Source organism: Pseudomonas sp. S2_B07 (assembly GCF_054668435.1).
The window spans coordinates 3,333,107-3,355,464 of record NZ_CP162769.1 but is presented as its reverse complement, the minus strand read 5'-3'; the positions used below and the strand labels follow the sequence as shown (position 1 = coordinate 3,355,464).

Here is a 22,358-nt window from a genome sequence, read left to right as displayed (position 1 = left end):
CGCCGCTGCCTGGATCAAAGGGCACCCCATTGACCCGTGAAATCGAACAATTACTGCGCACGCCCGGGAAATAAATGGCGCCGCTCTGTCGTACCTGTCTGATGTTGCCTGACACAAAAGGCCGCGCATTATAACCAGCGTTCGGCCGTTCGGGGGCATCGCAGACTGGAGGGGCAATGGCCGGTTTGCTGGCGGTGGAGGAAAAATCTGCTAACAATGCACACGGTGCGTATAACGGCAGCTACGCCATAATGCGCGCCGAGCTAAAAGGAGCATCTAATGAGCAGCACTGCAAACATTGCTGAAGGCGAAAAAATTCTTATTGTTGACGACGATCCAGGGCTGAGCAGCCTGCTGGAACGCTTTTTCGTCAGCAAGGGCTACCGCGCCCGCGCCGTACCGAACACCGAGCAAATGGACCGCCTGCTGGCGCGTGAAGTGTTCAACCTGGTCGTCCTCGACCTGATGCTGCCTGGCGAAGACGGCCTGACCGCGTGCCGCCGCCTGCGCACGGCGAACAATCAGATTCCGATCATCATGCTGACCGCCAAGGGCGACGAGCTGAGCCGTATCAAGGGCCTTGAACTGGGCGCCGACGATTACCTGGCCAAGCCGTTCAACCCGGACGAGTTGATGGCCCGCGTCAAAGCGGTCCTGCGTCGTCAGTCGACGCCTGTGCCAGGTGCACCGGGCAGCGAAGACGAAAGCGTGACGTTCGGTGATTACGAACTGTCGCTGGCGACCCGCGAGCTCAAGCGCGGTGACGAAGTGCACATGCTCACCACCGGTGAGTTTGCGGTCCTCAAGGCATTGGTCATGAACGCGCGTCAGCCATTGACCCGCGACAAACTGATGAACCTGGCCCGTGGCCGCGAGTGGGATGCCCTGGAGCGTTCCATCGACGTGCAGATTTCCCGTCTGCGCCGGATGATCGAACCCGATCCGTCCAAGCCGCGTTACATCCAGACTGTCTGGGGCGTGGGCTACGTGTTCGTTCCGGATGGCGCCGCCACCAAGTGATCGGCGATTTGTAGGAGCGGGTCTTGCGGGCAACGGTCAGACGACTTTGTCCGCAGACTCGCGATCCGCAATATGCGAGCATCGCTCGCTCCTGCAAGTGTGTAGCGGTTATCCATGAAAACCCCCGTTTGGTTCCCCCAGAGTTTCTTCTCCCGCACCCTTTGGCTGGTGCTGATCGTCGTCCTGTTTTCCAAGGCGCTGACCCTGGTTTATCTGTTGATGAACGAAGACGTGCTGGTGGACCGCCAATACAGCCACGGCGTCGCCCTGACGCTGCGCGCCTATTGGGCTGCTGATGAAGAAAACCGCGCGAAAATTGCCGATGCCGCCACCCTGATCCGGGTCGTGGGTGCGGGTGTACCGGAGGGTGAACAGCATTGGCCGTACAGCGAGATTTACCAGCGGCAGATGCAGGCCGAACTGGGCGCCGACACTGAAGTTCGATTGCGCATGCACTCACCACCGGCGCTGTGGGTCCGGGCGCCGAGCCTGGGCGATGGCTGGCTGAAAGTGCCGCTGTATCCCCATCCGTTGCGTGGCCAGAAAATCTGGAACGTGCTCGGCTGGTTCCTCGCCATTGGCTTGCTGTCGACTGCGTCGGCGTGGATTTTCGTCAGTCAGCTCAATCAACCGTTGCAACGTCTGGTGTATGCCGCCAGGCAACTTGGCCAGGGACGCAGCGTGCGACTGCCGATCAGTGATACGCCCAGCGAAATGACTGAGGTTTACCGCGCCTTCAACCAGATGGCCGAAGACGTCGAGCAGGCCGGGCGTGAGCGCGAATTGATGCTGGCGGGAGTGTCCCACGACCTGCGTACGCCCTTGACCCGCTTGCGGCTGTCTCTGGAGCTGATGGGGGATCGCACCGACCTCACCGACGACATGGTGCGCGACATTGAGGACATGGACGCGATTCTCGACCAGTTTCTGGCGTTTATTCGCGATGGCCGTGACGAGTCGGTGGAAGAGGTGGACCTCAGCGACCTGGTTCGTGAAGTCGCTGCGCCGTACAACCAGAGTGAAGAAAAGGTCCGTCTGCGCCTGGAGCCGATTCAGCCGTTTCCATTGCGTCGGGTGTCGATGAAACGCCTGTTGAACAACCTGATCGGCAATGCCTTGCATCACGCGGGCAGTGGCGTTGAGGTGGCAGCCTATGTCTCCGGCGATACCAGCGCACCGTATGTGGTACTGAGTGTCATGGACCGTGGGGCGGGGATTGATCCTTCCGAGCTGGAAGCGATCTTCAATCCGTTCACCCGGGGGGATCGTGCCCGGGGTGGCAAGGGGACTGGATTGGGTTTGGCGATCGTGAAGCGGATCGCTTCGATGCATGGCGGGAATGTAGAGCTGCGCAACCGTTCCGGTGGCGGGCTGGAAGCGCGGGTGCGGTTGCCGCTGGGGTTGATGTTGCCTCGAGATGCGGTATAGCAGCAGCTTCAAGCTTCAAGCTTCAAGCTTCAAGCTTCAAGCTTCAAGCTTCAAGCTTCAAGCGAAAAGCAAATCCGCTTTTTACTTGCAGCTTGAAACTTGCCGCTTAAAGCTGCTTTTTTATCCCTTGCCTTTGGTGCGCGTCATATTCGGCCCACCATTCTTCTCCAGATGCTCAATGATGATCCCCGCCACATTCTTCCCGGTGGTGGTCTCGATCCCTTCCAGACCCGGTGACGAATTCACTTCCATCACCAGCGGCCCGTGATTCGAACGCAAGATATCCACACCCGCCACCGCCAGGCCCATCACCTTCGCCGCACGCAATGCAGTCATACGTTCTTCCGGGGTGATCTTGATCAGGCTGGCGCTGCCACCCCGATGCAGGTTGGAGCGAAACTCCCCAGGCTTGGCCTGGCGCTTCATCGCCGCAATCACCTTGTCACCGACCACGAAACAACGGATGTCCGCGCCGCCGGCTTCCTTGATGTATTCCTGGACCATGATGTTCTGCTTCAGGCCCATGAACGCTTCGATCACCGACTCCGCCGCCGTCGCGGTTTCACACAACACCACGCCGATGCCTTGGGTGCCTTCCAGCACCTTGATCACCAGCGGAGCGCCGTTGACCATGTCGATCAGGTCGGGAATGTCATCCGGGGAGTGCGCGAACCCGGTTACCGGCAAACCGATCCCGCGACGTGACAGCAATTGCAGCGAGCGCAGTTTGTCCCGCGAGCGGGCAATGGCCACCGATTCATTGAGCGGAAACACGCCCATCATTTCAAACTGACGCAACACCGCGCAGCCATAGAACGTTACCGACGCACCGATCCGGGGGATCACCGCATCGAACCCTTCCAGCGGCTTGCCGCGGTAGTGGATCTGCGGCTTGTGGCTGGCAATGTTCATGTAGGCGCGCAGGGTGTCGATCACCACCATTTCGTGGCCACGCTCGGTACCGGCTTCAACCAGACGACGAGTGGAATACAGACGCGGATTCCGCGACAGCACAGCGATCTTCATGCAACACCTGTGGAAGAGGTAGATACCGGGAACACCGGCTTGTCTTGTACGTACTTGATGCCCGGATTGACCACCAGTTGGCCGTGAATCAGGGCTTTGGAACCGAGTAACAGGCGATAACGCATGGATTTGCGGCAGGCGAGCGTGAACTCAACCTTCCAGACCCGATCACCGAGGGCCAGGGTGGTACTGACCACGTAGCGCTTCTGCGCGTGGCCGTTGGAGCTTTTAATGGTTTTCATCGTCACCAGCGGTGCTTCACAGCGTCGATGACGCAATTGCACCACCGTGCCCAAGTGCGCGGTGAAGCGAACCCACTGCTCGCCATCGCGCTCGAACGGCTCGATGTCGGTGGCATGCAGGCTGGAGGTACTGGCACCGGTGTCGATTTTTGCCCGCAGGCCCGCGACTCCCAAATCAGGGAGCGCCACCCACTCGCGCAGACCGACAACGGTCAAATGATCAAATGTCTTCAAAGTTGCTCAACCGGTAGAAACCGCACGGCCCGCAAGCGGCCGAATTCGCGGTATTCACGCAGAATAATGGTTAAAAGGCGACAGATATCTACGGCCCGGATTTCCAGCCCTCCGAGGAGGTTCTGGAATGCATGCATTGTAATCCGCGCCGGTGCAATTCTTGGTGCGACTGAAACAGTAGTACAGTTCACCAATATTTCAGAATGAGGAAATCCCATGGCACAAAAAAACGAAGAGGACGACAAAGTCCGTCTCGATAAATGGTTGTGGGCCGCGCGTTTTTACAAAACCCGAGCCTTGGCCAAGGCTGCGATTGAAAGCGGCAAGGTGCATTGCCGCGGCGAGCGCTGCAAGCCGGGCAAGGAGCCAAGAGTAGGCGACGAATTTGTGATTCGCGCAGGTTTCGAAGAGCGCACGGTAGTGGTTCAGGCCTTGTCGATCGTTCGCCGTGGCGCGCCGGAGGCCCAGACACTGTATGCCGAAACCGAGGCCAGCATCGCCAAGCGCGAAAACGCCGCGGCCCAGCGCAAGGCGGGTGCGTTGGGGATGACCACCGATGGCAAGCCGAGCAAGAAACAGCGCCGGGATCTGTTCAAGTTTCGGGGCAGCAGCAACGACGAGTGAGTTATACAGCCATCGCGGGCAAACCCGCTCCCACAGGGATATGCGGTCTACTGTGGGAGCGTGCGGTGCGACGATTCGACTTGCCCGCGATCGAGTGCGCAGCACTCGCCTGAGGCCAGCTTATCCACAGGCAAGACTTGCAATTACCTGATCGAGTAACCATATCGGGTGACTCGCCAGCGGCGCATCGAGCGGACAAACAGCCGCTCGTCGAAAATCACACACAGCCTCTGACCTGTAGGCCATAACCAGAAGGTCAGCAGTGCCAGAGACGCAAAATCGCGAGAGCCCATACCGGCGGACGTTCCACCTTGCTTGGAACTACCCCCGGATTGTTCATAAAATACCGGCCATGCCGAGCACACGCGATTTTTGACCGTTGAACCCCATCTTCACCCATTCAGATACCCAGACCTATGACCGACCTACCGGATAACGACTTCACCCAACGCTTCATCTTCGATGACAGCGACACCCGTGGCGAGCTGGTCTCGTTGGAGCTCAGCTACGCCGAAGTCCTGGCCAAGCACGCCTATCCGGAACCGGTCCAGCAACTGCTCGGCGAACTGATGGCGGCCGCCTCGCTGCTGGTCGGCGCGCTGAAGTTCGATGGCTTGCTGATCCTTCAGGCCCGTTCCGACGGCCCGATCCCGCTGCTGATGATCGAGTGCTCCAGTGAGCGCGATATTCGCGGCCTGGCCCGTTACGAAGCTGACCAGATCGCCCCTGACGCGACGCTCGCCGACCTGATGCCGAACGGCGTCCTGGCGCTGACGGTCGACCCGACCCACGGTCAGCGCTACCAAGGCATCGTCGACCTCGACGGCGAAACCCTGTCCGAGTGCTTCACCAATTATTTCGTCATGTCCCAACAGGTCGGTACGCGCTTCTGGCTGTACGCCGATGGCCGCCGTGCCCGTGGCCTGCTGTTGCAGCAATTGCCCGCAGACCGTTTGAAAGATGAAGAAGAACGCGCCGCCAGCTGGCAGCACATCACCGCGCTGGGTAGCACCCTGACCGCGGATGAGCTGCTGAGTCTGGACAACGAAACCGTGCTCCATCGCCTCTACCACGAAGAGCAGGTGCGCCTGTTCGACGTGCAGAAACTGCGCTTCCGTTGCAGCTGCTCCCGCGAACGTTCCGCCAATGCCCTGGTCAGTCTGGGGGTGGAGGATGCGCAAAACCTGGTCGTCGAACACGGTGGCAACATCGAGATCGATTGTCAGTTTTGCAATCAGCGCTACCTGTTCGATGCCGCCGATATCGCTCAATTATTCGCCGGAGCGGGCGTCGACACGCCGTCAGATACCCGTCACTAAAACGGTTCAGCGCAGGTAAATTCACTGGTTAGCGCCGGTATTACGCCGTTACGACGGGAGGGCCCTACTCTTTTTGGGCTTTTCTGGCATAATCCGGCCCACTTTTTCTCGCGGTAGTAGTGCACGACTTTCTACTACAAAACGTTTGGAGCACTCGGCCACTGGCCGATGGGGAACCTCATGACGCAAGCCAATAACGCCGTGTACACCGATCTGAGTGTTGATGATCTGGTTAAAGAAGCCCTGAATCGCGGTGAAGGCGAGCTTGCCGATACCGGCGCGCTGGTTGTTCGCACCGGTCACCGTACCGGCCGTTCGCCAGTCGACCGTTTCATCGTTGACGAGCCGACCACTCAGGCCGCTATCGCCTGGGGCCCGATCAACCGCAAGTTCCCGGCCGACAAGTTCGATGCCCTGTGGGACCGCGTCGAGGCGTTCAACAACGCGCAAGAGCATTTCGTTTCCCACGTGCATGTAGGCGCATCGGCCGATCACTACCTGGCCGTGAAAATGACCACCCAGACTGCCTGGCAGAACCTGTTCGGTCGTTGCCTGTTCATCAACCCGGCCCAGTACAACCCGGCTGGCCGTGATGAGTGGCAGGTGCTCAACGTCGCCAACTTCGAATGCGTGCCTGAGCGTGACGGCACCAACTCCGATGGTTGCGTGATCATCAACTTCGCACAGAAGAAAGTGCTGATCGCCGGCATGCGTTACGCCGGTGAAATGAAGAAAGCCATGTTCTCCGTGCAGAACTTCCTGCTGCCGGCTTCCGACGTGCTGCCAATGCACTGCGCTGCCAACATCGGCGAAGCAGGCGACGTGACCCTGTTCTTCGGTCTGTCCGGGACCGGTAAAACCACCCTGTCGGCCGACGAAAGCCGTTACCTGATCGGTGACGACGAGCACGGCTGGGGCGAGGGCGTGGTGTTCAACATCGAAGGCGGTTGCTATGCCAAGTGCATCGACTTGTCCGAGAAGAACGAGCCGGTCATCTGGAAAGCCATCAAGCACGGCGCAGTCCTGGAAAACGTCGTTATCGATGACGCCAAGCACGCCGACTACGCTGACGTCAGCCTGACCCAGAACAGCCGCGCAGCCTATCCGCTGGAGCACGTTGCCAAGCGTTCCGAGAAGAACCTCGGTGGCGAGCCAAACGCTGTGATCTTCCTGACCTGCGACCTGACCGGCGTGCTGCCGCCAGTGTCGATCCTCAGCGAAGAACAAGCGGCCTACCACTTCCTGTCCGGCTACACCGCACTGGTGGGCTCGACCGAAATGGGTTCCGGCAGCGGCATCAAGTCGACCTTCTCCACCTGCTTCGGCGCACCGTTCTTCCCGCGTCCGGCTGGCGAATACGCAGAACTGCTGATCAAGCGCATCCGCGGCTTCGGCTCCAAGGTTTACCTGGTCAACACTGGCTGGACCGGTGGCGGCTACGGCGTTGGCAAGCGTTTCAACATCCCGACCACCCGTGGCGTGATTGCAGCGATCCAGAGCGGCGCGTTGATCGGTGCTGAAACCGAACACCTCGACACCATCAACCTCGACGTGCCGTTGGTTGTACCGGGCGTTGAGACTGGCCTGTTGAACCCACGTAATACCTGGGCTGACAAGGCTGCTTACGATGAAGCCGCTAAAGCACTGGCTGGATTGTTTGTCGAGAACTTCAAGAAGTTTGAAGTGAGCGACGCGATCAAGGCTGCCGGGCCTAAGTTGTAAGTGTTGGTTTGATAATAAGAAAGCCACCCTCTGGGGCGGCTTTTTTGTGGGCGCTGTTTCAGGTTTTCAGATGCAGCACGAACGCGCCAACCAGGACCAACACGACACCCAGCACCTGCACCTTCGCCAGTCTTTCCTTGAAGAACACATAGCCCAGAATGGCGGCAATTCCACCGGACAGTGTGCTGATCACCGTCACCACCGAAACCGACCCCGCCACTGCGCCCCAGGCGAAAGAGAAGAATCCGCCGAGGTTTATCAGGCTGGCACCGGTCAAGGTCATGCAGTTTTTCAACGGCGGAATTTTCAAGCCGTCCTTGATCTTCAACACCATCAATACCAGCACGACCAGCCCCACCAGATAGGCAAGCCAAAGCATCGTCACCGGTCCAAGCACCGGAAGAACGAAGTGGCCTTGCAGCCAAAAACTGGTGCCATAAAAAACCGCCGCCAGAAGTGCATAGGCAATCGAGCTGCTGGCCGGAGGGTTGTGTGGAAGCTTTGAATCGGCGTGGATGCTGGAAAGGATGACCCCGATCACGCAGAGCGCGATGCACAATGACTGGATCAGATTGATCTGTTCACCCGCGGCCCAGGACAGCAGCGTAGTGACTACGCCGTAGGAGGTCACCAGCGGCGCGACGATAGATGCTTTGCCGAGGGCGAATGCCTTGGACAACGCCAAGGCGCCGGACACGGTGAGCACAGCGGCGACAATGCCGAACAACCAGACGTCGAGCGATGCCGACAACGATTTGAGAATAAAGGCAGGAAAGGCAATCAACAGCACGCTCATGATGCTGAAACCCAACGCCTGACCGAAGTACACCGCGCGTTTAACGCCGACCGCACGGGCGTTCAAACCCACCAGAAAATCCGTACCGCCCCACAGCAAGGCAGCCAGTAAACCCATCAATACGTCCACGCTATGTCCTTATAGGTGTGCGCTGCGGACGTTAGAGGTCTTCTAGCGTCTGAGTGTCCCAGCGTTGGGCCTTGATGGCCTGATAGAGCATTGCGATGGTCAGCGGCAGTTTGACGCCACGTCCCCTGGCTTTGCGTTTGAGGGACACATCGTAGCCTTCGGGCTGGAAGTAGCGATAGCCGAATTGCTCGAAGACCAGGGCGACTGGATGTGCACGCCTCTCCTCAGCGATTGCCTGAGAGGCGAAACGCTGGCGCCATGTTGTCTTGTTCGCGCCTCGACAGTCCCAATGCGCTGGCCAGTGTTGGCCATTGGCTGACGGCCTCTTGGAAACTCTCAATGATTTCTTCCGCATCCGCACGGTTGACTCGAAAGTATTCGGCCACTTCTCGAGCGAGTTCAAGGTCCAGTGCGTTGTCGGCGTCTGTGATGTTGAGCTTCAATCCATCGGAGTGTGCGACAGGGTTCATGTCATAGGCATCAGACAAACGCCAGCCCCGCCCGGGGTCAAGGAGAAAGCCATGGTTGCGCATGTGGTCGTCCGTATTGGAGACCAGGATGTTGAACACGATACGTGACCACAGCTCGCGCAAATCTGTGTTGGGTTCTGAACCGTGTTCCATGAGCACTTCTGCCAACTCAAGGTAGCTGGCGCCTACCGATGCATCGTCACCGTCCACACGGTCTGTCATGGTCATGGCTGAGGCGAAATGTAGTCGGCCACCCGTTTCGGTACGGTCGAAGCGCTTGACCATGAAACAGTGATGATCGCTTGCGAAGCGACGAGCTCTGCCGGTTGCGACACGCAACCCGCAATGATTCGCCAAGGCATTCACCACCATTTCCCAGCCTCCGACATCGTAGTCATCACGAGTGCTGGGGAACTTCGCAATCCATAAATGACCATGCTCGTCGGCAACGCTGGCCTTGGGTCTGGCGCCCCCCAGTGAACCACCGGGTGCTATCAGCATCCTTAACCACTCGCGCCCATCGGGAGAGGTGTTATCTGGATCGTTCTCCAACGCACGACTTGCCTCCTCCAATGCGCGCAATTCCACAAAAGGTGGGGCCGCCAAGCCATCAGAATCATCCAGAAAATTGCCTTCGTCGTTGAGCTTGTATCGAATTGCCCCGACTCGATAGAGGTCATGAACGCCCAGGAGGAAATCCGATTCGTATAGCTTGGTGCCTACCGGAGCCGCCCCGTCACGGATATCTCGCTCCAGTCGCCGCTTCATCAACAATTGACCCCATCGATCCGGGCTTGAGTCGGCAAAAACGCCGAACCGTGACTGATGTTGACCCGGAAACTGTCGCCCTTGAAAGAGGCCGATGCGGGGATCCAGCGACGTGAAGTTCAACTCGGGATCGGCTAAGGCGGCGGCATCGTACTCAAACTCGAACACATTGCTGGTGCGAGCCTTTCTGGCATGTAGAAATCCCAGGCGTCGGGGTCCGTTCAAGGATTCCCAGTCGGCATACACCGCGATCAGTGTCATTTTTAATCCGTCGTAGGTTTAGGTTTTTTCTTCGTCAGCAATCTGGATAAAGAGTGGGTGTTCAAAGGGAAGTCAACGGCAAGATCTGATTTGGATATCGGTGTTTCCAAGGCTTCCGTCTCTGTTTCACGAATAGGCGGCGACGCCTTCGCGAGGGGCAAGCTGCGTGCTCGTTGGCGTTTTACGGGGCCTAATTGCGCGTCTTGCAGTTGGCGCCCCAACTCATCCGCTGCGGCGACCTTGCTCAAGTCTTTTTCCAGCCCCAGCACCTGCATCACTGACAAATAAGCGCCCATCGTCACGCCTGATCCGCCGGACTCAAGAGAGCGCAACGTCGTTAGCGACATGCCTGCTCTCTCGGCGACTTGCTTGGCTGTCAGCCTGCGACGCAGCCGAGCGAGTTTCAGTCGTTCGCCAAACTCGGCAAGCAGCTTGGACGCAGCCGGCAATAGGGGCGCTGTCTTCTTTGCCATGTACCATTATTCCTACATTATTTGGCCTTAACTGCCAGAATAATAGCACTTATTCAATTCTTTGCTGGGCTGGAGGATGAGGCGCAAGATCCAGTTTTGTCCTATTCAGCGGCTTACTTGGACGAGGTATGAACGGGAGAGTAATTATTAACACTGCGATTATTCCATCTATAAATGCCATAAACAGGCAGAATAATGGCACTTATGAGTTCGGTTGAATGCCTTCTATTTCTTTTGTCTCCCATCGTTGCGATTTGATTGCTTGGTAAAGCATGTCGATGGTCAGGGGGACTTTATCGCCGCGACCCTTTGCGCGGCGCTTGAGGAATACGTCAAACCCTTCGGGTTGAAAGTAGCGATAGGCGTCGTAGTCGATGAAATCGATGGCGAACTGTTCTTCAAGCGTTTCCATCAAATGCTGCGCATCGGCACCGTCACAGCCTAGGTCGAAATTGATCGAGGTGGTGAGGCTGATAGATTTGCGTTCGGGCAGACCGAGCTCTTCGTGCAGCAGCTGCATGAGCAGGTGCATGGTGTGGTCATCAGGGAAGTTAGGGGCGAGGTTCATGGTGAGGGTGTCCGGTCGGGCTTGCGCGGGTCTTATTGGGCGTCTGGTTTTGGGGGAAGCATGGATCTGTTGTTCTGTCGCAGAGGGCGGATCGATTGGGGATCTCTTTAACGTGGAACGCATCGACATGAAATTCGCGGGAAGGCTGGCGCTCCGCTCGCATGATTTTGTTCATCTGTTGCACGCTTTCTATCAGTTCATCAAAAAATTGGCTCAAGGTTATTTCCAGTTTTCAATGATCGTTCCCACATCGAGCGTGAGAACGATCTATTTACACAGCGTCAGGCAGGCGCTTTCCAGCCCATCATGCGTTGTTGGGCAACTTGCATCAGGTCGAGGCCGTCCTGCGTCAGCAGGTAAAGCGCGTGGGTAATGTGGGGGATGTCTTCGACGTCGCCGTGTTTGAAGCAGATGCAGTGCAGGGTTTTCAGGAGGTCGCTGGAGGCTCGGATGCGCTGCATGGCAGCTTCGAAGATGTCCTGGGGGTTGGCCTCTGTGCCGATGATAAGGGCCGGGGAATCGGTGAGGTTGGATTGCAGCGGGCGGTAGCGATCAAAAAGAGGATTTAACGTTGTCACTGAAGAACACCTATATGTAATGGGTAATGTGAGCTCTCTTTGTCGGGTGACCAAGCCCGAGCCGCTGATTTGCCAGCGACGGTCAGACTATAGATGTGAGCCACCGGGCAGCGATAGACGACAAGGGATCTGAAGCTGTAGGACCGGGATGAAGCTTTGATAGGGCATTGCCTACGGACTTATCCCCAGCCGAAATATCTATCGTCTGGTGGCATTCAGGTGCACCGCGTTATCGTTCCTCGCGGGCAAGCCGGCTCCCACAGGGATTTTTATCCGGGCATTAACCCGCGGTAATTTTCGGCAGGCGTTGCCGGGCAATTTCCAGCAGTTCGTTGCCGTCTTGGGTCAGCAGGTACAACGCATTGACGATGTTGGGAATGTCGCCTGTATCAGCCTGTTTAAAGCACAGGCAATAAAGGGTTTCGAGCAGGCCGCTGGCGGCGCGGATGCGTTGGCGGGCAGCGTCGAGTATTTCGTGGGGATCTGCGTCGGTGTCGATGACCAACACGGGCGTTTCGCTGTAACTGGTTTTGAGTGGGCGATAGCGGTCTTGCATGAGGTCCGTCCTTGTATTCAGCGGCGCGGCAAACTATAGGGGCGTGCATCCAGGCCTCGCAATACCGCGCAAATGGACAGGGTTTGTAGGGGATTTACTGTGGGTGTCGCCTTTTGCCTACGTGCGGGCCGAGGTTTTTTTCAGCAATACCCTTGGACGCGAATTTCCTACGGGTTTGTCAGGCGAAGCGCTTCGAGCCTCGGTAGGGACTTCGTCAGAATCTGTAGGACGTTTCGAAAACGACTGTGCAACGCTTAAGGGGAATCAGCCCGGCTCATGCTGCGTGGGCGAGCAAAAGCCGGGGCACTTGACCGGCAGTGGTCAGGAAGTTCGCCAGGCCTGTTGGGCCGAACATTCCAGGGTGTCGCACGTAGCGAGCAACGGTGGCTCCACAGGTGGTCCATCGCAGGCACTCAGCAGCAGGGAAGTCAGGATCAGTGCAACGGCAAAAATCGATTTTTGGAGCATGGTCATTCCTTGTTCAAGTGCCGCGCCCATCAGGCGTCCTGCCGTGATGTGAAGTGCGCGGACAGTTGTTTTGCGAGAAAGACCTTACCGTCAGAGTGAACGGCACGGCGAGGAGCAAAGTGTTTCGTTTGTTTCATTCTGTGGCCAAGCCCCATAGGGTGACGCTGTATCATCCCGTATCGTTTTGGTCCCGACCTTTTCTCGACTCGCTGCGTTTGCCGGCTAGGCTTTGGGCTTCGCAGCGGTCAACGGAGTGACAGCTTATGCACAACACCCTGGAACAGGTTTTCGGTTATCCACAGTTTCGTCCCGGTCAGGAGGCGGCAGTCAGCGCGGTGTTGGCCGGGCGCTCGGCGGCGGCGATTTTTCCCACCGGCTCGGGCAAATCTCTTTGCTATCAGCTGCCAGCCTTGTTGCTGCCGCACCTCACGCTGGTGGTGTCTCCGTTGCTGGCGTTGATGCAGGATCAACTGGCGTTCCTGCAACGCCACGGTATTGCGGCGGGCAGTATCGATTCGGCGCAGAGTCGCGATGACGCCAGCGATGTGATGGCTCGGGCCAAGTCCGGCGAGTTGAAGATCTTGATGATTTCCGTGGAGCGCCTGAAGAACGAGCGCTTCCGCAACTTCCTGCAGCAAGTCCCCATCTCGCTGCTGGTGGTGGACGAGGCGCACTGCATTTCGGAGTGGGGCCACAACTTCCGCCCCGACTACCTCAAGCTGCCCGACTACCAGCGTCAGTTCAATATCCCGCAGGCACTGCTGCTGACCGCGACTGCGACGCCCAAGGTAATCGCCGACATGCAGGCCAAATTCGCCATTGCCCCGGACGATGTCGTGACCACGGGTTTCTACCGGCCAAACCTCAATTTGTTAGTCGAGCCCGTACGCGGTCAGGACAAACGCCGACGCCTGGTTGAATGGATGAGCGAACGCCCCCATCAGCCGAGCATCGTCTATGTCACCTTGCAAAAAACCGCTGAGCATATCGCCGAACACTTGGGGCGCAACGGCATTCAGGCTGAGGCCTATCACGCCGGTTTGCCTCACGATCAGCGGGAAGGCATACAAAAGCGCTTCATGGCCGGGCAGTCCAATTGCATCGTTGCCACCATTGCGTTTGGCATGGGGATCGATAAAAGCGACATCCGCAACGTGGTGCATTTCGACCTGCCCAAATCCATCGAAAACTACAGTCAGGAGATCGGCCGCGCCGGGCGCGACGGGCAGCCCTCCGATTGCCTGGTGCTGGCTAACCGCGACAGCCTCAACGTGCTGGAAAACTTCGTCTACGGTGACACGCCCGAGCTGGACGGGATCCACTGTGTGCTCGATGAAATGCTCGCCGCCGCGCCTGAGGGGCAGTGGGAGTTTTTATTGGGGCCGTTAGCCGATCAAAGCAACATTCGCCAATTGCCGCTCAAGACCTTGCTGGTCCAACTGGAACTGCGCGGTTTGATTGCCCCGCGCTACGCCTACTACGCCGAATATCGGTTCAAGTATTTGCAAGAACCGGAAGCCTTGCTCGCGCGCTTCGAAGGTGAGCGCAAGGACTTCGTCGCCGCGATTATCCAGACCTCCAATCGCGCGCGAACCTGGGCCACGGTGAACTTCGATGCGCTGTACGAGCAGCATCAGGCGGAGCGCGATCGGGTGGTCAAGGCACTGGATTATTTCCAGGAGAAGGGTTGGGTCGAGCTTGAAAGCAAGCAGATGACCGAGGTCTACAGCCTGCTGCAAACGAGCTTCGACAGTCAGGCCCTCAGTGCCGAACTGCATGCTTATTTCACCCAACATGAACGTACCGAGATCGCCCGGATTCACGCCATGCTGAATCTGTTCGCCACAGATCACTGCCTGGGTTATCGCCTGGCCGAGTATTTCGGCGACGAAAACGCGCCTCGGCAATGCGGGCATTGCTCGGTGTGTCACGGTGATGTGGCGCGGTTGCCTGCGCCGCCGGAATTGCCGGCGCTTGTGGATAAAAATTTCGAAGTGCTGTGCGGTGATTTTATCCACAGGCACGAACAACACACCGGCAACGTTCCTTCGGCGGAACGGGTGACGCGTTTCCTGTGCGGGATCAGCGTGCCGCTGTTTACCAAGATGAAGGCTCGGGCGATTTCCGGGTTTGCGGCGCTGGAAGATTATCCGTATGCCGAGGTGCGCAGTTGGGTCGAGGTGCATTTGCCGGCGTAGATCCATCCGCTGAATGTTGCTCATCACAGGAATAAATTTCAAAAAACCGCGATGGCTGACTATGGTGGGGGCTGTCTTTGGGTCGCCAACAAGAGAGCACATCATGAGCCAGACGCCATTCAATATTCAGCGCGCCGCCGTCATCGGAGCGGGCACCATGGGCCGTGGCATTGCCATGTGCCTGGCCAACGCCGGGGTGCCGGTGCAGTGGGTGGATAACAATCCGCAGATGCTTGAACAGGCGCTGGCCACCGTGGCCGAAACCAACGCTCACAATGTGCGACAAGGGCGTATCGATCAGGCCGAGGCCGATGCTCGCACTGCGCGTGTGACCGCAGCGGCGGATTACGCAGCGATCCGCGGAGTCGATCTGGTGATCGAGGCGGTGTACGAAAACCTAGAGCTGAAACAGAAAATTTTCCGCGAGCTGGACGGTCTGCTCAAACCCGAAGCGATTCTGGCGAGTAATACATCGGCGCTGGATATCGACGCCATTGCCGCCGCCACTCGCCGTCCGCAGCAAGTGCTGGGCCTGCACTTCTTCAGCCCGGCCCACATCATGAAGCTGCTGGAAGTCGTCCGTGGCGCCCAGACTGCACCGGCGGTGCTTGATGCGGCATTGGCGCTAGGCAAGCGCATGGGCAAGGTCAGCGTGGTGGCGGGCAACTGCGACGGTTTCATCGGCAACCGCATGCTCAATACCTATGTGCTCGAAGCACGCAAAATGCTGCTGGAGGGCGCTTATCCGTATCAAGTGGATGCGGCGCTGCAAGGGTTCGGTTTCGCCATGGGGCCGTTTCGCATGTACGACGTGGTGGGCGTCGACCTCGGGTGGCGCGCTCGGGAACTGGCGGGTACAGGCCAGGATGCACCGGAGGTTCAAGTGGACAACCGGCTGTGCGAACTCGGGCGTTTCGGTCAGAAGAGTGGCAACGGTTATTACCACTACGAGCCCGGCAGCCGTCAGGCCGAGCACGATGTGGAAGTCGATGCGCTGGTGCTGCAGGTCAGCGAAGGATTGGGCTTCCAGCGTCGTGAGATCAGTGCTGAGGAGATTTTGGAGCGTTGCTTGCTGGCACTGGTCAACGAAGGGGCGAAGATCCTTCAGGAAGGCATTGCGCAGTCAGCGCACGATATCGATCTGGTGTACCTCAACGGCTACGGCTTCCCGGCGGCGAAGGGCGGGCCAATGGCCTGGGCGGATCAGCAAGGCCTGGCAGACATCCACCAGCGCTTGATGGCCCTGGAAACCCGGCAGGGCGACCACTGGAAGCCGGCACGCTTGATCGGTGAGCTGGCAGCGGTGGGTAAAGGCTTTGCGGATCGGTAGACTTCAGCCACTTCCAGACGAGAGCTGCGCATGAACCAACGCACCGACTATCCGCACTTCCAGCCGATCACCACGCGCTGGCACGACAACGACGCTTACGGTCACGTCAACAACGTCACCTACTACAGCTTCTTCGACACGGCGGTGAACACCTACCTGATCGACGTCGGTGGTCTGGATATCCATGACGGCGAGGTGGTGGGTTTTGTCGTGAGTTCAGCGTGCGATTACTTTGCATCCATCGCCTTTCCGGACCGGATCGAGATCGGCCTGCGGGTCGGCAAGCTCGGCAACAGTTCAGTGCAATACGAATTGGCGGTGTTCAAGCAAGGGGAAGACGAAGCCTGCGCGGCCGGGCGCTTCGTGCACGTGTTTGTCGATCGTGCTTCGACTCAGCCTGTATCGATTCCGTCAGGATTGCGTGAGGCGCTGGAGCGCCTGGTGGTGTAAACCAGGCAAAAAAAATCGCAGCCCTATGGCTGCGATTTTTATGTACCGGCCAACGAGGCGATGGAAGCCTCAGTCGCGATAGCGATGGTGATGCTTACGGTGGCCATAGGCATGACCGCGGCCTGGGTGGCCGTCACGGTAGTAGCCACGATCACCATGACCACGATAGGAGCGACTATCGTTGTCGCCCTCATCATCGTATTTGTTGCCCATGTAGTTACCCAGCGCGCCACCGGCGCCGCCACCTGCTGCGGAGCCGATCAGGCTGCCGGTGGTGCCGCCCATGCTGCGGCCGACCACGTTACCGCCTGCTGCGCCCAGCGCACCACCGATGGCGGCTTCGCCACGGCTGTGTTTGTTTGCGCCGACGGCGCTACCACCCGCGCCGCCCAGCGCCGCGCCGATGGTGGAACCAGTATTACCGCCCAGCGATTGACCGACGACCGAGCCAAGAACCCCGCCCAATGCGCCGCCCACACCTGCTTCGGTGGTGCCGCCAGCAGAAGCAAGGCCACTGAACAAGCCAAGGGACAACAAGAGAATCGAGGAGAACTTCATGGAGGAACCTCAAGGGGATGACGGCGCGATCCTGAGGCTGTGTCGGGGCGGTGACAATCGAAATCCGACGAGTAACACGACTTCAGCACATTTCTATAAGTTACTGTTTTTTAGACGGAACTTAACTGTTTTTCGCCGGTCTTTAGTTACTTCGGGCAGGCCGTTTCTTTATAGAAACGGCCTTTTTTGTGGGCGATTGGAAAGTGGTTGGTCCGGAATATGTATTTAGTTTGAGATCGCCACCGCGAGCAGGCTCACATCCTGCGATGGATCTGTGTTGAACACAAATTCCCCTGTAGAAGTGAGCCTGCTCGCGATAGCGGTAGAACAGACGAAACGTTAAGCCGACTTGGCCAAGATCAATCCAGTCTCACTCGCCATTTCCAACCGGATCGCCACAAACTTCGACGTTGGCGTATGGCTGCCATCCCCGATGCTTTCCAGCGGCACTAGCGGGTTCACTTCCGGGTAGTAAGCGGCCGCTTGCCCCGCCGGAATATCAAACGCCAACAACGTGAAACCCTTCACGCGCCGCTCACGCCCGTCATCCCAGATCGAAACGATGTCAGCCTTCTGCCCCGGCTTGAAACCCAGGCGAATGATGTCGGCTTCGTTCACAAACAACACATCGCGCTGACCCTTTACGCCACGGTAACGGTCATCAAGACCATAAATCGTGGTGTTGTACTGATCGTGGGAACGCATCGACTGCATGATCAGATCCGGCAACACGCCCGTCGCGCGGGTGCGTTCGTGCACCAGGTCTTTGGGCAAGACGTTTGGACGGAAATTCGCGCGCCCCGACGGGGTATTCCACTTGCGTGCACCGGCACTGTTGCCGAGGTAGAAACCGCCCGGATTCTTGATCTTCTCGTTGAAGTCCCGGAAGCCCGGGATCGTGTCGGCGATCAGGTCGCGGATACGGTCGTAATCGGCCACCAGCCAGTTCCAGTCCACCGGTTTGCTGCCCAGCGTGGCGGCGGCGATGCCGGCAATGATCGACGGCTCCGAGCGCATCTGGTTCGACAGCGCCTGCAACTGGCCGTTGGAGGCGTGGACCATGCTGAACGAGTCTTCCACGGTCACCGCTTGCGGGCCTTCGGTCTGGATGTCGATGTCGGTACGGCCCAGGCACGGCAGGATCAGCGCCTCTTTGCCGTGGGCCAAATGGCTGCGGTTAAGCTTGGTGCTGATTTGCACGGTCAGGTCGCAATTGCTCAATGCCTGGAAAGTGCGCGAGCTGTCCGGCGTGGCCTGGGCGAAGTTGCCACCCAGGCCGATGAACACTTTGGAGCGACCGTCGGCCATGGCGTGAATCGCTTCGACGACGTTGTGGCCATTGTCACGCGGCACCTTGAATCGGAAGCGACGCTCCAGCGAATCGAGGAACGCCACCGGCGGACGCTCGTTGATGCCCATGGTCCGGTCGCCCTGCACGTTACTGTGGCCACGCACCGGGCACAGACCGGCGCCCGGTCGGCCGATGTTGCCGCGCAGCAGCATCAGGTTGGCGATTTCCTGGATGGTCGCCACCGAATGGCGGTGCTGGGTGATGCCCATCGCCCAGCACATGATCACGTTCTTGGCCTTGACGTACATACGCGCCGCTTGCTCGATCTCCACCAGGGGCAGGCCGGACTGTTCGACGATCTGCTCCCACGGCGTATCGTCGACGGCGGCCAGGTATTCCAGGACATTGGCGCTGTGTTCGTTGAGGAAGTCGTGGTCGAACACTGCAGGCTCACCGGCCTTCTGCGCATCGCGTTCCCACTGCAGCAGAAACTTCGCCATGCCGCGCATGATTGCCATATCGCCGCCCAATGCCGGACGGAAGTACGCGGTATTGGTTGGTTTGTCGCCGTTGGTGAGCATTTCGATCGGGTGTTGCGGATGCTGGAAGCGCTCCAGGCCGCGCTCTTTGAGCGGGTTGATACACACCACCTGCGCACCGCGTTTCACCGCTTCGCGCAGTGGTTCGAGCATACGCGGGTGGTTGGTGCCGGGGTTCTGGCCCCAGACGAAAATTGCATCGGCATGTTCGAAGTCGTCGAAGGTCACGGTGCCTTTGCCGACGCCAACGCTCTGCGCCAATGCCACACCGCTGGCCTCGTGGCACATGTTCGAGCAGTCGGGGAAGTTGTTGGTGCCGTAAGTGCGCACGAACAATTGATAGAGGTACGCCGCTTCGTTGCTGGCGCGGCCCGAGGTGTAGAACTCGGCCTGGTTCGGGCTCGACAGGCCCTGCAAATGCTTGGCGATCAAGGCGAACGCGGCTTCCCAACTGATCGGCTTGTAGCGATCGGTGTCGGCGTCGTAGCACATCGGCTCGGTCAAACGGCCCTGGTACTCGAGCCAGTAATCACTTTGTTCCAGCAACGAACTGACGCTGTGCTTGGCGAAAAACGCACCATCGACACGGCGTTTGGTCGCTTCCCAGTTCACCGCTTTGGCGCCGTTCTCGCAGAACGCCACCATGCCGGCTTCCTTGGAATCGCCCCAGGCGCAACCCGGGCAGTCGAACCCACCGTTCTTGTTGGTCTTGAGCATCATGCGCAGGTTTTTCAGCGCGTTGTCGCTGGTTAACCAGGCCCGGGCAACGCTGGCCAGCGCGCCCCAACCACCGGCCGGACCTTTGTAAGGCTTGTAACGAGGAACAGGTGTCTGGTCGGCTTGACGGTGTTGACTCACGCTTGATTCTCCAAAGCCGGGCTGTAGACCCGTGGCGCATTCTTCTGGGGCAGATGGATGAGGTTGAGGTTGTGACGACGGGCCCATTGCACGGCAAGGCCCGTGGGCGACGACAGGCTGACCAGGGTCTGGATGCCGGCGCGTAATACTTTCTGGATCAATTCGAGGCTGCAGCGGCTGGTGACAATCGCCAGGCCGCCAGTGGTCGGGATTTTCTGGCGGATCAGTCCGCCAATCAGCTTGTCGAGGGCGTTATGGCGGCCGATGTCTTCACGGCCCAGTAGCAATTCGCCTTGACCGTTCATGAACACCGCCGCGTGCACCGCACCGCAGTGCTGACCGAGCGGCTGGAAGGCGCCGATGCGCTGGCGCAGGCCGTCGAGCCATTCGGCGGGCGGCAGTGGCGCGCCCGGCAATACCTTGAGGTCGGGCAATGCCTGTTCGACCGCTTCCACACCACACAGCCCGCAACCGCTGGTGCCGGCCAGTTGTCGACGCTGCTGCTTGAGGTTCCAGAAGGCGCGATTGGCGATGGTCACTTGCGCGTACTGCGCCGACCCCGAGCCGCTGAGTTGCAGGTCATAGATGTCGGTGGCGTCTTCGATGATGCCGCTGCCCAGGCTGAATCCGACGATGAAGTCTTCAAGGTCAGTCGGCGTGACCAGCATCACCGCCTGACTGATGCCGTTGTAGGCGATCGCCAACGCCACTTCCTCAGCGAGCGCGGTGCTGGCTGATTCGGTGTATTGGAGGTCGCTATAGCTGTAGGTCTGGCTTGCGTCTGGCGCGGGCGTTTCTAGGGCTGGCGCCGCGCAGGAAGGGCGCTTGGCGTTCATGGCATCACCGACGGTTGGGTCAGGCTTAAGCCTAGGCGCGTCAATAGGTTGCGTCTAATCGCTATTACTGATCTACCGATAGATGACGTCGATCAAGAGTCGGTCGGTGATTTCTGATAGATCGCGAAACAGGCTTCCGCCAAGGCCGAACGCGGCGCGCTTCGACGCATGATCAGCCCCAGCCGGGCGAGGGTTTGCGCTTTTTCGATGGGTTGCAGGCGCAAGTGATCGGTGAGGTTTTCCAGGCCACCGTCCAACGGCATCACCGCGCAGCAAAGGCCACCGTGCACCGCTTGTAACAATTGGTGGACGGCATCGGTTTGCAGCAGGGGTTGGGGTGTGAGGCCGCGGCTGTGGAAGTTGTGGTCGATGGACTGACGAAAGTGCATGCCGCTGGTGAGCATGCCCAGGGGCAACTCGATCAGCGATTCCCATGTGAGCGGCGCTTCGCCGAAACTGAAGAAACGACGATCGTAGAGCAGGCCCATGCGGGTTTCGCTGAAGGCCAGCGAATCGAAACGCTCGCCGTCCAGGCGTTCCAGATAGGACACGCCAAGGTCGAGACGGTTGTTCGCCAGTTGTTCGAGGATTTGCTCGGAGCTGAGCGCCGAGAGTTCGAAACGCAGGTTCGGGTGTTCGGCATGCAGGCGTTGCATCAAGGGCAGCGGATCGAAACTCGACAACGGCACCACACCCAACCGCAACGTACCGACCAGATTGCCGCGACACGCCGCGGCTTCGGCCTGCAAACCGTCGTAAGCGGCCAAAACCGTGCGCGCCCACGCCAGCACCCGTTCACCTGGTGCCGTGAAACCTTCAAAGCGCTGACCGCGATTGACCAGCGGCAAATCAAGTTCTTCTTCGAGACTGCGCAAGCGCATGGACAGGGTCGGCTGGGTGATGTGGCAGCGCGCAGCGGCCTGGCCGAAGTGCCGGGTTTCGTCGAGGGCGATGAGGAATTTGAGCTGCTTGATGTCCATCTTCGCTCCAGGGCGCGGTGAAGGAGGGGGATTCTAGCGCTTGCGCCGGATCAACGTCATTGGTCGGGTTGGAACCGGGGATGACAAGCTTGGTCTAGTCTTTTGCGTCTGGAACCTGAAACCTAAGGAGAGTGCACCATGAGTCTATTGAGCTTTGTGAAAGAAGCAGGCGAAAAACTGCTCGATTTGCTGACCCCCGGCAACGCCAATGCCAGCGAACAGTTGAAGGAGCACATCAGCAAGGTCGGCTTGGGTAACCCGAATGTGCAGGCCACGGTGGATGGCGACAAAGTGACCGTGACCGGGGAAGTCGGCAGTCAGGAAGAGAAGGAAAAAATTCTGCTGGCGGTGGGCAATATTGCCGGCGTGGGCAGCGTGGATGACCAGATCACAGTGACCGGCCCGGTGGCTGTGGCCGCGCGATTCGTCGTGGTTGAGAAGGGCGATACCTTAAGTGCGATTTCGTTACGCGTTTACCATGACGCCAACAAGTATCAGAAAATCTTTGAGGCCAACAAGCCGATGCTCAAGGATGTGAACAAGATCTATCCGGGGCAAACATTGCGGATTCCTGAGTAATCCTCAAGACCGTGTGATGGCCATTGCGGGCAAGTCACGCTCCCACAGGTTTTGTAT

Annotated in this window: 23 protein-coding genes and 2 pseudogenes; 10 read left to right on the top strand and 15 right to left on the bottom strand. The window is 58.7% G+C overall.

Going from position 1 to position 22,358, the window contains the following annotated elements; all coding sequences use genetic code 11:
* Positions 1-176: 176 nt before the first annotated feature.
* The 3 genes from AB4N43_RS15425 to AB4N43_RS15415 all read left to right on the top strand — a co-directional run bounded on the left by AB4N43_RS15425 (position 177) and on the right by AB4N43_RS15415 (position 2,448).
* Positions 177-305, top strand: a complete 129-nt coding sequence (locus AB4N43_RS15425) for a hypothetical protein (protein WP_256218301.1) — start codon at positions 177-179, stop codon at positions 303-305.
* The gene (ompR, locus tag AB4N43_RS15420) at positions 280-1,020 is read left to right on the top strand and encodes an osmolarity response regulator transcription factor OmpR (protein WP_027922237.1); all 741 of its coding nucleotides are present in this window, start codon (positions 280-282) and stop codon (positions 1,018-1,020) included. The genes AB4N43_RS15425 and ompR overlap by 26 nt, the downstream gene beginning before the upstream one ends.
* Positions 1,021-1,134: 114 nt before the next feature.
* Positions 1,135-2,448, top strand: a complete 1,314-nt coding sequence (locus tag AB4N43_RS15415; protein ID WP_460151627.1) for an ATP-binding protein — start codon at positions 1,135-1,137, stop codon at positions 2,446-2,448.
* A 120-nt stretch (positions 2,449-2,568) separates the two neighbouring features.
* Here AB4N43_RS15415 and rimK read toward each other — a convergent pair whose 3' ends face one another.
* Both rimK and rimB read right to left on the bottom strand, forming a co-directional pair.
* Positions 2,569-3,474 carry a 30S ribosomal protein S6--L-glutamate ligase gene (rimK, locus tag AB4N43_RS15410; protein WP_007949201.1) on the bottom strand — a complete coding sequence of 302 codons (906 nt, stop codon included), beginning with the start codon at positions 3,472-3,474 and terminating at the stop codon, positions 2,569-2,571.
* Entirely contained in the window at positions 3,471-3,950 is a 480-nt protein-coding gene (rimB, locus tag AB4N43_RS15405; RefSeq protein WP_027922235.1) for a retropepsin-like aspartic endopeptidase RimB, read from the bottom strand. Before rimB ends, rimK begins: the two co-directional genes overlap by 4 nt.
* Before the next feature lie 216 nt (positions 3,951-4,166).
* On the opposite strand from rimB, the gene AB4N43_RS15400 reads away from it, so the two are divergent.
* A complete protein-coding gene (locus AB4N43_RS15400) occupies positions 4,167-4,574 on the top strand; it encodes an RNA-binding S4 domain-containing protein (RefSeq protein ID WP_027922234.1) in 408 nt (135 codons plus the stop codon).
* A gap of 132 nt (positions 4,575-4,706) precedes the next feature.
* On the opposite strand, the pseudogene AB4N43_RS15395 reads toward AB4N43_RS15400, so the two are convergent.
* Positions 4,707-4,914, bottom strand: a pseudogene (locus tag AB4N43_RS15395) (phosphatase PAP2 family protein); the annotation flags it as partial.
* Between the two features lie 76 nt (positions 4,915-4,990).
* Here AB4N43_RS15395 and hslO point away from each other — a divergent pair.
* Both hslO and AB4N43_RS15385 read left to right on the top strand, forming a co-directional pair.
* On the top strand, positions 4,991-5,893 hold the full coding sequence (gene hslO, locus AB4N43_RS15390; RefSeq protein WP_027922233.1) for an Hsp33 family molecular chaperone HslO: 903 nt from the start codon (positions 4,991-4,993) through the stop codon (positions 5,891-5,893).
* A gap of 180 nt (positions 5,894-6,073) precedes the next feature.
* The gene (locus tag AB4N43_RS15385; RefSeq protein ID WP_027922232.1) at positions 6,074-7,615 is read left to right on the top strand and encodes a phosphoenolpyruvate carboxykinase; all 1,542 of its coding nucleotides are present in this window, start codon (positions 6,074-6,076) and stop codon (positions 7,613-7,615) included.
* A gap of 58 nt (positions 7,616-7,673) precedes the next feature.
* Here AB4N43_RS15385 and AB4N43_RS15380 read toward each other — a convergent pair whose 3' ends face one another.
* The 8 genes and pseudogenes from AB4N43_RS15380 to AB4N43_RS15345 form a co-directional block, all read right to left on the bottom strand.
* Positions 7,674-8,528, bottom strand: a complete 855-nt coding sequence (locus AB4N43_RS15380) for an EamA family transporter (protein WP_460154213.1) — start codon at positions 8,526-8,528, stop codon at positions 7,674-7,676.
* 43 nt (positions 8,529-8,571) lie between these two features.
* Positions 8,572-8,718 (bottom strand): annotated as a pseudogene (locus AB4N43_RS15375) (DUF1493 family protein); the annotation flags it as partial.
* A 46-nt stretch (positions 8,719-8,764) separates the two neighbouring features.
* A complete protein-coding gene (locus tag AB4N43_RS15370; RefSeq protein ID WP_460151624.1) occupies positions 8,765-10,039 on the bottom strand; it encodes a type II toxin-antitoxin system HipA family toxin in 1,275 nt (424 codons plus the stop codon).
* A gap of 2 nt (positions 10,040-10,041) precedes the next feature.
* Positions 10,042-10,512, bottom strand: coding sequence for a helix-turn-helix domain-containing protein (locus AB4N43_RS15365; protein ID WP_194940915.1), 471 nt, complete (start codon positions 10,510-10,512; stop codon positions 10,042-10,044).
* 202 nt (positions 10,513-10,714) lie between these two features.
* A complete protein-coding gene (locus AB4N43_RS15360; RefSeq protein ID WP_027922228.1) occupies positions 10,715-11,080 on the bottom strand; it encodes a DUF1493 family protein in 366 nt (121 codons plus the stop codon).
* A gap of 281 nt (positions 11,081-11,361) precedes the next feature.
* Positions 11,362-11,658, bottom strand: coding sequence for a hypothetical protein (locus AB4N43_RS15355; RefSeq protein ID WP_460151622.1), 297 nt, complete (start codon positions 11,656-11,658; stop codon positions 11,362-11,364).
* A gap of 280 nt (positions 11,659-11,938) precedes the next feature.
* Positions 11,939-12,214 carry a hypothetical protein gene (locus AB4N43_RS15350; RefSeq protein WP_027922226.1) on the bottom strand — a complete coding sequence of 92 codons (276 nt, stop codon included), beginning with the start codon at positions 12,212-12,214 and terminating at the stop codon, positions 11,939-11,941.
* 321 nt (positions 12,215-12,535) lie between these two features.
* Complete coding sequence (locus AB4N43_RS15345; RefSeq protein ID WP_172825921.1) at positions 12,536-12,682, bottom strand: hypothetical protein; 147 nt, start codon at positions 12,680-12,682, stop codon at positions 12,536-12,538.
* 263 nt (positions 12,683-12,945) lie between these two features.
* Between AB4N43_RS15345 and AB4N43_RS15340 the strand changes: the two genes are divergently transcribed.
* From AB4N43_RS15340 to AB4N43_RS15330, 3 genes are all read left to right on the top strand, one after another.
* Positions 12,946-14,880 carry a RecQ family ATP-dependent DNA helicase gene (locus AB4N43_RS15340; protein ID WP_460151620.1) on the top strand — a complete coding sequence of 645 codons (1,935 nt, stop codon included), beginning with the start codon at positions 12,946-12,948 and terminating at the stop codon, positions 14,878-14,880.
* 103 nt (positions 14,881-14,983) lie between these two features.
* On the top strand, positions 14,984-16,210 hold the full coding sequence (locus AB4N43_RS15335) for a 3-hydroxyacyl-CoA dehydrogenase (RefSeq protein ID WP_027922224.1): 1,227 nt from the start codon (positions 14,984-14,986) through the stop codon (positions 16,208-16,210).
* A gap of 30 nt (positions 16,211-16,240) precedes the next feature.
* Complete coding sequence (locus AB4N43_RS15330) at positions 16,241-16,660, top strand: acyl-CoA thioesterase (RefSeq protein WP_059181821.1); 420 nt, start codon at positions 16,241-16,243, stop codon at positions 16,658-16,660.
* Positions 16,661-16,729: 69 nt separating this feature from the next.
* Here the strand turns inward: AB4N43_RS15330 and AB4N43_RS15325 are convergent, their stop codons facing one another.
* The 4 genes from AB4N43_RS15325 to AB4N43_RS15310 form a co-directional block, all read right to left on the bottom strand.
* Positions 16,730-17,218: a glycine zipper domain-containing protein gene (locus AB4N43_RS15325; protein WP_027922222.1), complete on the bottom strand. Its 489-nt coding sequence runs from the start codon at positions 17,216-17,218 to the stop codon at positions 16,730-16,732.
* Positions 17,219-17,557: 339 nt separating this feature from the next.
* Positions 17,558-19,906, bottom strand: coding sequence for an FdhF/YdeP family oxidoreductase (locus tag AB4N43_RS15320; RefSeq protein WP_027922221.1), 2,349 nt, complete (start codon positions 19,904-19,906; stop codon positions 17,558-17,560).
* Entirely contained in the window at positions 19,903-20,742 is an 840-nt protein-coding gene (gene fdhD / locus AB4N43_RS15315; RefSeq protein ID WP_027922220.1) for a formate dehydrogenase accessory sulfurtransferase FdhD, read from the bottom strand. The genes AB4N43_RS15320 and fdhD overlap by 4 nt, the downstream gene beginning before the upstream one ends.
* A gap of 92 nt (positions 20,743-20,834) precedes the next feature.
* Positions 20,835-21,722: a LysR family transcriptional regulator gene (locus AB4N43_RS15310; protein ID WP_027922219.1), complete on the bottom strand. Its 888-nt coding sequence runs from the start codon at positions 21,720-21,722 to the stop codon at positions 20,835-20,837.
* A 138-nt stretch (positions 21,723-21,860) separates the two neighbouring features.
* Between AB4N43_RS15310 and lysM the strand changes: the two genes are divergently transcribed.
* Positions 21,861-22,301, top strand: coding sequence for a peptidoglycan-binding protein LysM (lysM, locus tag AB4N43_RS15305; RefSeq protein WP_027922218.1), 441 nt, complete (start codon positions 21,861-21,863; stop codon positions 22,299-22,301).
* Positions 22,302-22,358 lie beyond the last annotated feature (57 nt).